The organism is Ruegeria sp. CF3, assembly GCF_056537365.1.
Genome location: NZ_JBQFRK010000002.1, coordinates 188408 through 203025 on the forward strand (window position 1 = coordinate 188408; position 14618 = coordinate 203025).

The 14618-nt window shown below is 58.9% G+C and carries 12 protein-coding genes; 1 reads left to right on the top strand and 11 read right to left on the bottom strand.

What is annotated here, in order from left to right; genetic code table 11:
- The 11 genes from ACR0KC_RS08675 to glyA all read right to left on the bottom strand — a co-directional run bounded on the left by ACR0KC_RS08675 (nucleotide 1) and on the right by glyA (nucleotide 13822).
- The gene (locus ACR0KC_RS08675) at nucleotides 1–729 is read right to left on the bottom strand and encodes a metallophosphoesterase family protein (protein WP_480771721.1); all 729 of its coding nucleotides are present in this window, start codon (nucleotides 727–729) and stop codon (nucleotides 1–3) included.
- 124 nt (nucleotides 730–853) lie between these two features.
- The gene (gene serA / locus ACR0KC_RS08680; protein ID WP_170399107.1) at nucleotides 854–2449 is read right to left on the bottom strand and encodes a phosphoglycerate dehydrogenase; all 1596 of its coding nucleotides are present in this window, start codon (nucleotides 2447–2449) and stop codon (nucleotides 854–856) included.
- Nucleotides 2450–2507: 58 nt separating this feature from the next.
- Nucleotides 2508–3662 (bottom strand): phosphoserine transaminase, encoded by a 1155-nt coding sequence (locus ACR0KC_RS08685; RefSeq protein WP_480771722.1) that lies wholly within the window; start codon nucleotides 3660–3662, stop codon nucleotides 2508–2510.
- A gap of 198 nt (nucleotides 3663–3860) precedes the next feature.
- Complete coding sequence (gcvP, locus tag ACR0KC_RS08690) at nucleotides 3861–6716, bottom strand: aminomethyl-transferring glycine dehydrogenase (protein ID WP_170596853.1); 2856 nt, start codon at nucleotides 6714–6716, stop codon at nucleotides 3861–3863.
- 111 nt (nucleotides 6717–6827) lie between these two features.
- The gene (gene gcvH, locus ACR0KC_RS08695; RefSeq protein ID WP_170393732.1) at nucleotides 6828–7193 is read right to left on the bottom strand and encodes a glycine cleavage system protein GcvH; all 366 of its coding nucleotides are present in this window, start codon (nucleotides 7191–7193) and stop codon (nucleotides 6828–6830) included.
- Between the two features lie 17 nt (nucleotides 7194–7210).
- The gene (gene gcvT, locus ACR0KC_RS08700; RefSeq protein ID WP_170732594.1) at nucleotides 7211–8305 is read right to left on the bottom strand and encodes a glycine cleavage system aminomethyltransferase GcvT; all 1095 of its coding nucleotides are present in this window, start codon (nucleotides 8303–8305) and stop codon (nucleotides 7211–7213) included.
- A 16-nt stretch (nucleotides 8306–8321) separates the two neighbouring features.
- Nucleotides 8322–8744, bottom strand: coding sequence for a universal stress protein (locus ACR0KC_RS08705; protein ID WP_170393736.1), 423 nt, complete (start codon nucleotides 8742–8744; stop codon nucleotides 8322–8324).
- A 75-nt stretch (nucleotides 8745–8819) separates the two neighbouring features.
- Nucleotides 8820–10193, bottom strand: coding sequence for an alanine/glycine:cation symporter family protein (locus ACR0KC_RS08710; protein ID WP_480705942.1), 1374 nt, complete (start codon nucleotides 10191–10193; stop codon nucleotides 8820–8822).
- A gap of 25 nt (nucleotides 10194–10218) precedes the next feature.
- Nucleotides 10219–11163, bottom strand: a complete 945-nt coding sequence (gene lipA, locus ACR0KC_RS08715) for a lipoyl synthase (protein ID WP_480705944.1) — start codon at nucleotides 11161–11163, stop codon at nucleotides 10219–10221.
- 14 nt (nucleotides 11164–11177) lie between these two features.
- The gene (gene lpdA, locus ACR0KC_RS08720) at nucleotides 11178–12557 is read right to left on the bottom strand and encodes a dihydrolipoyl dehydrogenase (protein WP_480771723.1); all 1380 of its coding nucleotides are present in this window, start codon (nucleotides 12555–12557) and stop codon (nucleotides 11178–11180) included.
- An 11-nt stretch (nucleotides 12558–12568) separates the two neighbouring features.
- Nucleotides 12569–13822 carry a serine hydroxymethyltransferase gene (gene glyA / locus ACR0KC_RS08725; protein ID WP_480771724.1) on the bottom strand — a complete coding sequence of 418 codons (1254 nt, stop codon included), beginning with the start codon at nucleotides 13820–13822 and terminating at the stop codon, nucleotides 12569–12571.
- Between the two features lie 147 nt (nucleotides 13823–13969).
- Between glyA and ACR0KC_RS08730 the strand changes: the two genes are divergently transcribed.
- Complete coding sequence (locus tag ACR0KC_RS08730) at nucleotides 13970–14572, top strand: helix-turn-helix domain-containing protein (RefSeq protein WP_170393747.1); 603 nt, start codon at nucleotides 13970–13972, stop codon at nucleotides 14570–14572.
- The last annotated feature ends 46 nt before the right edge of the window (nucleotides 14573–14618 follow it).

The window sequence follows — 14618 nt, forward strand, 5'->3', positions numbered from 1 at the left end:
TCAAGGCAAAAGCGCAACGCGACCCTTGTCCGTCAACAACCAGCAATCCTGTCCTTCGAACACCGCAACGCCAACCGGGCGGCCATACCCTGCGCCGCTATCCAGGTTGATGCGATTGCCGTAATGCGTTGATTGATCCACCGGTGTATGCCCATGGACGATCAGTTTCGGATGCGGATCTCGGTGGTTGTGAAAGGTTTGCCTGATCCAGACCAGATCATTTTCCCGTTGTTCGCTCAGCGGAATACCGGGCCGAATGCCCGCATGGACAAAAGCAATCTCGCGCGTTTGATGCATGGAGATGAGCCCTTGTAGAAATATCCGATGCGCATCGGGAACCGCACCCCGCGCTGTTGCATGCAGATCCTCGAGCCGAGTCTGCTGATCGAATAACACGCCATAGCTTTGTAGTGTTTCTACACCACCCAACCGCTCGTGCAGCCAATGATATCCGACCAACATATGCGGATCGTGACGCGGGACATCTTCGAGGAACCATGAAAACATCCGGTCATGGTTGCCCAGCAGAGTGATCCAGCGCTTGCCCGCATCGCGACCAGCGATCAGCCGATCCAGAACGCCCCGGCTGTCGGGGCCCCGATCAACGTAATCGCCCAGATACACGATCTCGGCATCGGGGCCGCCATCGCGTTCGATCAGCGCCAAGGAGCGCTCGAACTCATCCACGCGGCCGTGCAAATCTCCAATTGCGTAGATCGGATTGGTCATCAGCTTCCCCTCGGGCAATGGTGATTGCCGCACTTCTGGCGCAAAATCAGCACTTTGAAAAGGCGATGCCCACGCTTTGGACAAGCGCGGGCATCAATCTGTCACAGAAGTTCAACAGCGACCGTCAGGCCACGTCAAACTCCAACGGTTTGATCTGAGTAAACAGACCTGTCTCGGCGAGTTTGGCGCGCGCCTCGGCTGGTACCGGTTCATCAACATAAAGCAACGCAATCGCCTCACCGCCGGCTTCGGATCGTCCAAGAGTAAAGTTCGCGATGTTCACATCGTTCTCGCCCATGGTCTGTCCTAAAGCACCAATGATGCCCGGCACGTCTTCGTTAGTCGTATAGAGCATATGCGCCCCGATCTCGGCATCGATATTGATGCCCTTGATCTGAATAAACCGCGGCTTGCCGTCGCTGAACACCGTGCCACCGATTGAGCGTTCACGCTTTTCAGTCACCACAGTGACCTTGATATAGCCTTCGAACGCACCGGATTTGTCCTGATTGGTGGTCGATATCTGGATGCCACGCTCTCTCGCGACAACCGGGGCCGAGACCATGTTCACCTCGGGATTGAATTTCTTCATGATTCCGGCAACGACCGAACAATTCAACGCAGCCAGGTTCATGTTCGCAGCGACACCGTCATAGAGGATGTTGATTGCCTTGATCGGCTCATCCGTCATCTGACCAATGAAGCTGCCCAGATGCCCGGCCAGCTTGATCCACGGCCCCATGACCTTGGCCTCTTCTGCCGTTACACTGGGCATGTTCAGCGCATTCTCGACCGCTCCGGTCAGCAGGTAATTCGAGATCTGTTCGGCCACTTGCAGCGCCACGTTCTCCTGCGCCTCAGTCGTGGCCGCACCCAAGTGCGGTGTGCAAACCACATTGGGTAGGTTGAACAGGGCGTTCTCCTTGGCCGGTTCCTCACTGAACACGTCAAAGGCCGCACCGGCGACATGACCCGATTGCAACGCCTCGGCCAGCGCGTCCTCGTCGACCAGACCGCCACGGGCGCAGTTGACAATGCGCACGCCTTTCTTGGTCTTGGCCAGATTCTCACGGCTGAGGATATTGCGCGTCTGATCGGTCAGCGGCACGTGCAGAGTGATAAAGTCAGCGCGGGCCAGAAGCTCGTCCAGTTCGACCTTTTCCACACCCATCTGCGCGGCTTTCTCTTCGCCAAGGTAGGGATCATAGGCGACGACCTTCATCTTCAGACCCAAAGCACGCTCGCATACGATGCCACCAATGTTGCCCGCGCCGATCACGCCCAGGGTCTTGTTGGTCAGCTCAATCCCCATGAACTTGGACTTTTCCCACTTACCCGCATGGGTCGAGGTGCTGGCTTCGGGGATCTGCCGCGCCACGGCAAACATCATCGCGATGGCATGCTCGGCGGTGGTGATCATGTTGCCGAACGGTGTGTTCATCACGATCACGCCTTTTTTCGAGGCCGCATCCTTGTCGATATTGTCGGTGCCGATCCCGGCACGACCAATGACTTTTAACTTGTCTGCCTTCTCCAGAATGGTTGGCGTGACTTTGGTGGCAGAACGGATGGCGAGGCCGTCATACTGACCGATCACCTCGGCCAGCTTGTCTTTGTCCTTTCCCAGATCGGGCATGAAATCCACGTCGATGCCACGGTCGCGGAAGATTTGTACGGCGGTTTCGCTCAGCTTGTCAGAGACGAGTACTTTGGGAGCCATATTTTTGGTCCTTGAACATTGTGGAAGGTCCGGGCCGGATGCGGCCCGGTAGAAAAGGTCAGGCAGCTTCGGTTTGCGCTGCAATCTCGGCTTCAAAAGCCCATGCAAGCCAGGGCAGCATCGCCTCGATATCTGATGTCTCAACCGTGCCGCCGCACCAGATGCGCAGACCCGCAGGGGCGTCGCGATAGGCACCGATATCAAGCGCAATGTTTTCGGCCTCAAGCCGTCTGGCGACGGCTTTGGCAAAAACGGCACCATCTTGAATGCGCGTATCGGTGAACTTCAGACAGACCGACGTATTTGATTGAGTTGTCGAGTCTTCGGCCAGATTGGCGATCCAGTCATTTTGGTCGCAGAACGCATGAACCGCGCCAGCATTGGCATTCGCACGAGCAATCAGCCCCTGCAAGCCTCCGACTGAACGCGCCCAATCCAACGCGAAAAGGTAATCCTCAACCGCAAGCATTGAGGGTGTGTTGATCGTCGCGCCGGTGAATATCCCATCAATCAGCTTGCCACCTTTGGTCAGGCGGAAGATCTTCGGCAATGGCCATGACGGGGTGTAACTCTCCAAGCGCTCGACCGCGCGCGGAGACAGGATAAGCATCCCATGAGCCGCCTCTCCGCCTAGTACCTTCTGCCAGCTGAACGTTGTCACATCCAACTTGTCCCATGGCAAGTCCATCGCGAACGCAGCGGATGTCGCGTCACAGATCGTCAGACCCTGACGATCATCGGCAATCCAGTCGCCATCTGGGACCCGCACACCCGAAGTCGTTCCGTTCCATGTGAACACCACATCGTTGGCGAAATCGACGGAGGCGAGATCAATGATCTGCCCGTACTCGGCGGTTTTCACTTCAGCGTCGATTTTCAGTTGCTTGACCACATCAGTCACCCAACCCGCGCCAAAGCTTTCCCAGGCCAGCATTTCAACTTTACGCTCACCCAGCAAAGACCAAAGCGCCATCTCAACTGCACCGGTGTCCGAGGCTGGTACAATGCCGATGCGATAATCCGCCGGTATGCCTAGAATCTCTCGCGTGCCTTCAATGGCCGCCTTCAGCTTGTCCTTGCCGACAGCAGCCCGATGCGAGCGGCCCAAGGCGGCATCCGCCAGTTTGGTCAGATCAAATGTGGGGGGCTTGGCACAGGGGCCCGAGGAAAAACGCGGGTTGGCCGGCCGCGTCGCCGGTTGTTCGATAGTCATGTGTATTACCCTTCCAGATACACGCCCCTCGTTGGGGAGGGGTGTCCCACGCACAGAGGTATGGGTCGTTTGCACCTGCAGCAAGCGTAAAAGACGCTTCATCAGCGGAAAACGACACTGGAAATAGGCTCAGATCGGAACACAGGTTTCCGATGGGCGAAAACCCCCGCCAGTTGGCGGGGGTTTATTGATTGAGGTTTATTCAGCTGCGTCCATGTATTCGGTCATTGGCGGGCATGTGCAGATGAGGTTTCTGTCGCCGTATGCGTTGTCGACGCGGTTGACGGGGGACCAGTATTTGTCGACGCCCATGGAGCCTGGGGGGAAGCAGGCCTGTTCACGGGTGTAGGGACGGTCCCAGTCGCCGACCAGATCGCGCACCGTGTGGGGAGCGTTTTTCAGCGGGTTGTTTTCCGCGTCGATCTTGCCGTCGATGATGTCCTGTGCCTCGGAGCGGATGGACAGCATGGCGTCGCAGAAGCGGTCCAGCTCATCCATGGGTTCCGATTCCGTGGGCTCGACCATCAGGGTGCCGGCCACCGGCCAGGACATGGTGGGCGCGTGGAAGCCGCTGTCCACCAGACGTTTGGCAATGTCATCGACGCTGACATGGGCCGCCTCGTCCAGCGGGCGGGTGTCGAGGATGCATTCATGCGCCACGCGACCCGTTTCCGAGGTGTAGAGGATCGGGTAGGCATCCTTGAGCCGCGCCGCGATGTAGTTGGCGTTCAGGATCGCCACCTTGGTCGCCTGCGTCAGACCCGCGCCGCCCATAAGCAGCACATAGGCCCAGCTAACCGGCAGGATGGACGGAGACCCAAAGGGCGCCGCCGAGACCGGACCCACGGCAGTGCCGTATTCCGGGTGGCCGGGCAGATGCTCGGTCAGATGCGCCTTGACGCCGATCGGACCCATGCCGGGGCCGCCGCCGCCATGGGGGATGCAGAAGGTCTTGTGCAGGTTCAGGTGGCTGACGTCACCGCCGATGTCTCCGGGACGCGACAGGCCGACCATGGCGTTCATGTTGGCGCCGTCGATATAAACCTGACCGCCGTGATCATGGGTGATCTGGCAGACCTCCTGCACGGTGGTCTCGAACACGCCATGGGTCGAGGGGTAGGTGATCATGCAGGCGGCCAGATGATCGGAGTGCTTTTCGGCCTTGGCGCGGAAGTCATTCAGATCAATGTTGCCATTCTCATCCGCCTGCACAGGCACAACCTGCCAGCCCACCATCTGGGCCGAGGCCGGGTTGGTGCCATGCGCCGAGGTCGGGATCAGGCAGACGTTCCGCTGCCCTTCGCCGCGGGCGAAGTGGTAGTTACGGATGGTCAGCAGGCCCGCATATTCGCCCTGCGCCCCCGAGTTGGGCTGCTGGCTGATCGCGTCATAGCCGGTGATCTGGCACAGCTTGTCGTTCAGATCATCGATCATCTCGTGATAGCCCTGCGCCTGATCTTCGGGGCAGAACGGGTGCAGGTTGCCGAACTCGGGCCAGGTGACCGGGATCATCTCGATCGTGGCGTTCAGCTTCATGGTGCACGAGCCCAGCGGGATCATCGCCCGGTCCAGCGCCAGGTCGCGGTCGGCCAGACGGCGCATGTAGCGCGTGATCTCGGCCTCGGCCCGGTTCTTGTGGAAGATCGGGTGGGTCAGGTACTCGCTTTCGCGCAGCGCGTAATCCGGCAGGCGATAGGCCACGTTCGAGCTGTCATCCTTGCGGTCGATGCCGAAGGCCCCCCAGACCGCCTCGATGGTCTCGGGCCGGGTCTGTTCGTCCAGGCTGATGCCCACTTTCGTGTCGCCGACCTTACGCAGGTTGACGCCCCGGGCCACAGCGGCCTCCATGACCGTTTTCTGCAGATGGCCAACCTCAACCGTGATCGTGTCGAAGAACACTTCCGGCTCCACAGCAAAGCCTGCCTCTTCCAGACCGGCGGCCAAACGCGAGGTCTTGCGGTGCACCGATTGCGCGATGGCCTTGATGCCGTCGGGGCCGTGATACACGGCATACATCGAGGCAATCACCGCCAGCAGCGCCTGCGCGGTGCAGACATTCGAGTTGGCTTTCTCACGCCGGATGTGCTGTTCGCGGGTCTGCAGCGCCAGGCGGTAAGCCTTGTTGCCCCGGCTGTCGATGCTGACACCGATGATCCGGCCCGGCATCGAGCGCTTCAGCTTGTCGGTGGTCGCCATATACGCGGCGTGCGGGCCACCATAGCCCATCGGCACACCAAAGCGCTGGGTCGAGCCGATGGCGATATCCGCGCCCATCTCACCGGGCGACTTCAGCAGCGCCAGCGACAGGATATCGGCGGCGACGATGGCAATCGCCTTGTGTTCATGCAGGGCCGCAATCTCGGCGGTGAAGTCGCGCACATGGCCATGGGTGCCGGGGTACTGGAAGATGGCGCCAAAGACCGCGCCCGCATCCAGCGTGTCCGGATCAGCCACCTGCACCTCGATGCCCAGAGGCTCGGCGCGCGTTTTAATCACCGCGATGGTCTGCGGGTGGCAGTTCTTGTCGACAAAGAAGGCTGCATTGTTGGCCTTGGACCGGCCGCCGCGCTTGGCCATCGCCATGGCTTCCGCCGCAGCAGTCGCTTCGTCCAGCAAGGACGCGTTGGCCACGTCCAGCCCGGTCAGGTCGCTGACCATGGTCTGGAAGTTCAACAGCGCCTCAAGTCGGCCCTGGCTGATCTCGGGCTGATAAGGCGTGTAGGCCGTGTACCAGGCCGGGTTCTCCAGAATGTTGCGCAGGATCGGCGCCGGCGTGGTGGTGCCATAATAGCCCTGACCGATCAGCGAGGTCAGAACCTTGTTCTTGCTCGCCACCTCTTTCATGTGAAAGAGCGCATCGCGCTCGGTCATCGCCGGACCCCAGTCCAGCGGCTCTTTCTGCCGGATCGCGGGCGGGACGGTGGCGTCGATCAGCTCGTCTAGCGTCTTGAAGCCGATCACCTTGAGCATGTCGCGCATCTCGGTCGGGCTGGGCCCGATATGGCGGCGGTTGGCGAAGTCATAGGCTTCGTAATCGGTCAGTTTGAAGGCCATGTGTGCGCTCCTCAAGGATAGGTCAGGCCCGGCGGAGACGGCAGGAGCCTCCGGCGGAAGTATTTGGAAACAGATGAAGGGGCGGGGCCGCGCACGGACCCGCCGCCTGAGTTAACCGATGAAGGCCTTGTAGCCGGCCTCGTCCATCAGGTCTTCGAGCTGCGAGGCGTCCGCGATCTTGATCTTGTAGATCCAGGCCTCGCCTTCGGGGTCTTCGTTCAGCGCGCCGGGATTGTCGGCCAGCGCCTCGTTCACCTCGGTGATCTCGCCGTCGACCGGTGCGTAAAGCTCGGACGCCGCCTTGACGGATTCAATCACGCCGATCTCGCCGCCTTTTTCGAACTCGTCGCCTGCTTCCTGCTGTTCCACGAACACCACGTCACCCAACTGCTCGGCGGCGTGTTTGGTGATGCCCAGCGTGGCGGTGTCGCCGTCAACGCTCAGCCATTCATGCTCTTCGGAATAATAGGTTGCCATGTCTCTCTCTCCTGACTTCAACGCTTGTAATTCTGTTTGACGAAGGGCAGCGCCACGATCTCAGCCGGTTGCGGCTTGCCCCGGATGATCAGGTTCACCTTCTCGCCCGGCTCGCCATGGCCTTTGCTCACATAGCCCATCGCCACCGGTCCACCCACCGTGGGGCCAAACACGCCCGAGGTGATCTGACCGATGCTGTTGCCCTCAAGGCACCGCACTTCCACACCCTGACGCGCAGGCGCACGGCCTTCGGGCTTGATGCCCACCAGCTTGCGCGCGGGACCTTCGGCCAGTTCCTTTTGCACGCGGGCCGCGCCCGGGAAACCGCCCTCTTCCTTGCGGCGCTTTTGCATCGCCCAGCCCAGCGAGGCCTCGACCGGCGAGGTGCTCTGGTCGATGTCATTGCCATAAAGGCACAGACCTGCCTCAAGCCGCAGGCTGTCGCGCGCGCCCAGACCGGCCGGCTCGCAATCCTCATGCGCCAGAAAGGCTTTGGTGATCTCGATCGCCTTGTCCTCGGGGATCGAGATCTCGTAGCCATCCTCGCCGGTATAGCCCAGCCGCGAGATACGGCACTCAACACCGTTGATATCGGCAACCGTGGTTTCCATGAACTTTAGATCACGCGCGGCGGGGCACAGTTCGCCCACAACGTTTTCCGCCGCAGGGCCCTGAACCGCCACCAGCGCGCGGTCGAAAATCTCGATCACTTCAACGCCTTCAAGGTGCTCACGCATATGCGGAATGTCCTGATGCCGCAGCGCCGCGTTCACCACCACAAAGTAATGATCGCCCGCATTCGACACGATCAGGTCATCCATGATCCCGCCTTCTGCGTTCGTAAAGAACCCGTACCGCGCCTTGCCTTCCTTCAGCGTCGCATAGGCCTGCGGGCAAAGCGCTTCCAGCTTCTCACCCACATTCTCGCCCCGCAAAATCACCTGACCCATATGAGACACATCAAACACCGCCGCCTTCTCACGACACTGCTTATGCTCCCCCATAATCCCCAAAGGATACTGAACAGGCATCTCCCATCCCGCAAAATCAACCAACTTACCCCCCAACTCAACATGCAAAGCGTGAAGAGGCGTGCGTTTTAGTTCGGTCATCAGACTAACCTTTCAATCAGCGGGACTGGTCGCGAACAACCGTGACGGTGCAATGCGCGTTGCGCACGACGCGGGCCAGGTTCGGGCCAATCTCGTAGTTCGGAAAATCGCCTTTGGTCGAAGCCATGACGATCAGATCAAAGCCCTCTTTGTAGGCGAGCTTCAGTATCTCACGATAGACGCTGCCTTCTTCGATATGGATCGCCACATCAGATGCACCGTTGTGATCCAGTATGGCCTGCACCGCATTGCGCACGTGGTCTTTTGCGCCTGCGCCATAGTTGGCGGGCAGGTTCGGCAACTGGATGATCTCAGGAATGACGGCAATCGCGTGCAATTCGGCACCGTAGAACTTTGCTTGTTCTTGTGCGAGCGGCAGGGCGTTCTTCCACGAACGGTCGTCGGTGTGATCAATCGGCAGCAGGATTTTCGTGGCCATCACGTCTCTCCTCGAGAAATGGAATTCTGTTTGAAGCCGGGGGGCCGGGATGGCCCCCCGTATTTTCATCCGAGATTATTCGGCGGGTGTGCCGCCTGGCTCTTCGGACTTGCCGCCCGAAGCGAAGAACTCTTTCGTCAGTTTGAAGACGATCGGGCTCAGCAGCGCCAGGGCGATCAGGTTCGGAATGGCCATCATCGCGTTCAGCGTATCGGCCAGCAGCCAGATGAAGCCCAGATCCGCTGTTGCGCCAAAATAGATCATGACGATCCACAGGACGCGGTAGGGCATCAGGGATTTCACGCCTAGCAGAAACTCAACACATTTCTCGCCATAGAAGGACCAGCCCAGAATGGTGGTAAAGGCAAAGATCGACAGAGCGATGGCGATGAGATACCCACCGATACCCGGCAGCGACAGTTCGAACGCGTGACTGGTTAGTGCTGCACCGGATTCACCCGATGTCCACGCACCCGACGAGATGATCGCCAGACCGGTGATGGTGCAGACGATGATTGTGTCGATGAACGTACCCAGCATCGCGATCAGGCCCTGGTTGACCGGACCTTTGGTCTCGGCTGCGGCGTGTGCGATCGGAGCGGAACCCAGACCGGCTTCGTTCGAGAAAACACCACGTGCCACACCAAAGCGGATCGCGGCCCAAACGGCAGCACCCGCGAAACCACCTTCGGCGGCCGACGGGGTGAAGGCGTAGGTGAAAACAAGCGACAGAGCGGAGCCGATGTTACCGATGTTGATCAGTAGAACCAGCAGGCCTGCGACGATGTAGGCAATCGCCATGAACGGAACCAGTTTACCTGCAACCGCACCGATGCGGGTGATGCCGCCCAGGATCACGGCCGCGGTCAGAACCATCAGGACAGCGCCGGTAACCGAAGTGTTCAGGCCGAAGTTCGACTCCAGAACCTGTGCAACACCATTGGCCTGTACGCCGTTGCCGATGCCGAACGCCGCGATTGCGCCGAACAGAGCAAATGCAACACCCAGCCAGGCCCATTTCGCGCCGAGGCCATTTTTGATGTAGTACATCGGGCCGCCGACATAGTTACCAAGCTCGTCTTTTTCGCGGTATTTCACCGCGCAGACAGCTTCGGCATATTTGGTGGCCATGCCCACCAGGGCGGTCATCCACATCCAGAACAAGGCACCCGGACCGCCCAGGAAGACAGCAGTGGCCACACCAGCGATGTTGCCCGTACCGATAGTCGCAGATAGCGAGGTCATCAGCGCGTTGAACGGGCTGATCTGGCCCTCGCCCTGACCTTCGCGGCCTTTGAACAGCAGGCTGAAGCCCGTGCCAATGCGCAGGATCGGCATGAACTTCAGGCCGACCTGCAGGAAGAAGCCAACGCCGAGAATGAGAACCAGCATCAGCGGCCCCCACACGACGCCATTGATGGCCCCTACGATTGAATTTAACGCTTCCATGGTTTCCCTCCCATTTGCGTTAGGTTTATGCCCTGTTCGCCAAAGCCCGCTGGCGGGCCTGCTTGAGGGCGGCAAAGTCTTCGTCCGCGTGGAACGATGATCGGGTCAGCGGAGTTGCCGACACGTGCAAAAAGCCCTTGGAACGCGCGATCTGTTCCAGTTGGGCAAATTCTTCCGGTGTCCAGAACCGGTTAATCGGATGGTGTTTAGGGGTCGGTTGCAGATATTGGCCGACGGTCAGGAAATCGACATTGGCCGCGCGCAGGTCGTCCATGACCTGACGGACATCGTCCAGACTTTCGCCAATCCCGACCATCAGGCCAGATTTGGTAAAAAGCTCCGGGTTCGCGCGTTTGGCATCATCCAGCAGACGCAGCGAGGTGTAATAGCGTGCACCCGGTCGCACAGTTGGATAAAGGTGCGGCACAGTTTCCAGATTGTGGTTGAAAACGTCCGGCGCCGCTTCAAATACGATCTCTGACGCAGTGCCTTTTCCAAGAAAATCGGGTGTCAGAACCTCGACAGTCGTTCCGGGGTTCTGATGGCGCACGGCACGGATGGTCTGAGCGATATGCTCGGCCCCACCATCTGCCAGATCATCGCGATCGACCGAGGTGATCACCACATGACGCAGGCCCAGCTTCTTGACGGCGGCGGCGACTCGCCCGGGTTCAAACACATCCAGAGCATCCGGGCGACCCGTTGAGACATTGCAGAACGAACAACCCCGCGTGCAAACCTCACCCATGATCATCATGGTGGCGTGGCGCTTGGACCAGCATTCGCCGATATTGGGGCAGGCGGCTTCTTCGCAGACCGTCGCCAGATCATGCTCGCGCATGAGGCGTCGTGTTTCATAGTATTCAGCGCTGTCGCCCTTTTTCTTGCGAATCCACCTGGGCTTGCGCGGGATGACACTGTCGGCCTTTTTGGCTTTTTCCGGGTGGCGAGGACGAAGCTGGATGGTCATCTGGCTGGTCTCCCTTATGCGTGGATCGCGCGGCCCAGGGCGTCGAGGCAGGCTTCTTTGACGGCCTCGCCCATGGCCGGGTGCGCATGGCAGGTTGCAGCGACTTCGGACACCGTTGCGCCCTTTGTCATCGCCAGAACCAGTTCTGCGATCAGATCGCCGCCATGGGCTCCGCAAATATGCGCACCCAGGATCTGGCCGTTCGGGTCTGCCAGAACCTTCACTGCACCGTCTGTTTCACCGGTCGAACGCGCGCGCGAGTTCGCCATGAAGGCGAATTTGCCGACCGAATACTCGGCACCGGATTCTTTCAGTGCTTCTTCGGTCAAACCAACCGAGGCGACTTCGGGGTCGGTGTACACCACGCCGGGAACAGTGTTGTAATCGACGTGGCCAGCTTCGCCTGCCAGCATTTCTATACAGGCGACACCATCTTCTTCGGCCTTGTGCGCCAACATAGGTCCGGGAACGCAATCACCGATGGCGTAGATGCCCGGGACAGATGTCTGAAATGCGCCATCAACTTCAATGAAACCGCGTTGGTTCACGGCCACGCCCAGCTCTTCCAAGCCAAGGCCACGTGTGACTGGGCGGCGACCCACGGCGATCAACACCTTGTCGGCCTCGATCACTTCTTCTTTGTCCTTGCCGACGCGGTCCACAGTTAGTGTCAGACCAGTATCCGTTTTGTCGACGGATTTCAGTGCCCGGCCCAGCTGGAATTTCAGGCCACGTTTTGACAGCGCGCGTTGCGCCAGTTTGGCAATTTCACCATCCATGCCGGGCAGCACGCGGTCCAGATATTCGACGACCGTAACTTTGGCTCCGAGACGCGCCCAAACTTGCCCAAGTTCCAGTCCGATGACACCGGCACCGATCACCACCAGATGCTCGGGCACACTCTCCAGCGCAATCGCGCCCGTCGAACTGAGGATATCTTGCTCGTCAATCTCAATTCCTGGCAACGGGGTAGGTTCGGAACCAGTGGCAATGAGGATGTTCTTGGCCTCATGGACTTCGTCACCCACCTTGACCTGACCAGCGGCCGGAATTCTGGCCCACCCTTCGATCAGATCTACGCCGTTTTTTTTGAACAAAAACGCAATGCCCTTGGTCAGGTCGCCTACGATCTTGTCCTTGCGTCCCATCATTGCGGGCACATCGATGCTGGCCCCCTCGACCGCAATACCGTGGGAGGAGAGATGTGCAAGTTCGGCATATTTGGCCGAGGAGGTCAGCAACGCTTTGGAGGGTATGCACCCCACATTCAAACAGGTCCCGCCAAGCGCACTGCGGCCTTCAACGCAAGCGACTTTCAGGCCCAGCTGTGCCGCGCGGATCGCGGCGACATAGCCGCCCGGACCGCCCCCGATGACAATAAGATCGTAAGTCATTTGGTCTTCTTTCAGTAGATCGGGTGGCTTGCGCAGAGCGCGCGGACCTTTTCACGGGTTTCCTTTTCGACGGTCTCGTCACCGTCAGACGATTGTGCCAGCGCGTCCAACACATCACCGATCATGTGGCCAATCTGTTTGAACTCTTCTGGTCCAAACCCACGGCTGCAGCCTGCGGCCGTACCAAGACGGATGCCGCTGGTGACAGTGGGCTTTTCGGGATCACCCGGAACGCTGTTTTTGTTGCAGGTGAATCCTGCACGCTCTAGCGCCGCTTCGGCGTCTTTGCCGGTTACGCCGACTGGGCGCAGATCAACCAGCATAAGGTGGTTCTCAGTGCCGCCCGAAACGATGTCGCACCCGCGCGCCATCATCACGTTGGCCAGTGCCGAGGCACTGTCGACAACGCGCTGCATATATTCTTTGAATTCAGGCTGCAGCGCTTCACCAAAGGCGACCGCCTTGCCTGCGATCACATGCATCAGAGGGCCGCCCTGCAGACCGGGGAAAACAGCCGAGTTGATCTTTTTTGCCAGCGCTTCATCGTTTGTAAGAATAATCCCACCGCGCGGACCGCGTAGCGTCTTGTGCGTAGTCGACGTAACAATGTGTGCGTGCCCGATGGGCGAGGGATGCAGGCCAGTCGCAACCAAGCCGGCGATGTGGGCCATGTCTGCCAGAAGCCATGCGCCAACTTCGTCGGCAATGGCGCGGAAGCGTGCGAAATCGATCTTTTGCGAATAGGCCGATGCGCCTGCAATGATCAGTTTGGGCTTTTCGGCTTTCGCCAATTCTTCAACCTGATCATAGTCAATCAGCCCGGCCTGGGTCAGGCCATATTGAACCGGACGGAACCACTTGCCGGACTGGGCAGGTTTTGCGCCATGGGTCAGGTGACCCCCAGCATCCAGCGACATACCAAGAATCGTGTCACCTGGGCTGAGTAGTGCCAGCTTAACCGCCCCGTTGGCTTGCGCGCCCGAGTGCGGCTGAACGTTTGCATATTCACAGCCAAACAGCTTCTTCAATCGATCAATGGCTTCGGCCTCAACCTCATCCACATATTCACACCCACCATAATAGCGGCGACCTGGATAGCCCTCGGCGTATTTGTTTGTAAGTACGGAACCCTGCGCATCGATCACTGCCTGAGAGACGATGTTCTCGGAAGCGATCAGTTCGATCTGTTCAGCCTGGCGTTTGCCCTCGCGTGCGATCGATGCAGCGATGATGGGATCAGCCTCGGTGAGCGGTTTTGTGAACATGATCTCCTCCTGTAATCTCGTTTCCAGTGTACGAAATTTTGTTTCCTATAGTGGAATTAGTGTACGCAAGGCAACAAAAATTTCATCACAGTAAAGTTGTTTGGCTCGGGGGAAATGAGTAAGCTTTGATAAAACAAGGAGATTCCCATGTCTGAGGACAACCTGAAAGATGGTGCCGGACCGGAAGAACAGGACGAGGGGGCGGCTTTGGGTCGGTCGATCCGGGATGCACGCCGCGCAAAAGGCTGGACATTGGAGGAGGCCGGGCGCGAAGCGGGAATCGGTCGATCAACACTTTCAAAGATCGAAAACAACCAGACACGTCCAAGTTTCGAGATCGTGCGGCGGCTGACACAGGCCTTGGACATGAATACGCCACAGCTGTTCTTGCAGTCCGCCCAATCGGGAATTTCGGGGCGACGTGATTTTACGCCGAAAGGGCAAGGCGAGATAAGAAATACGCCGACCTACATGCATGAATTGCTGTGCTCGGACCTGACCAGTAAGCGAATGCTTCCTTATATCGCGACGATAAAAGCGCGTGACATATCAGAATATGAGAACTGGATCAGGCACACAGGCGAAGAATTTATGTACGTTATCAGTGGCGAGTTGATATTCGTATCCGAGCATTACCGCCCCTTACCGATGAAACCCGGAGATTCTCTGTACTACGATAGCGGTATGGGGCATGGCTGTATTTCTACGAGTAAGGAAGACGCCAGGGTCCTGTGGGTTTCGCTGGAATGACACGTTAGGCCACGGCGCTTTCGCGCAGAATACCAATACCAACCTG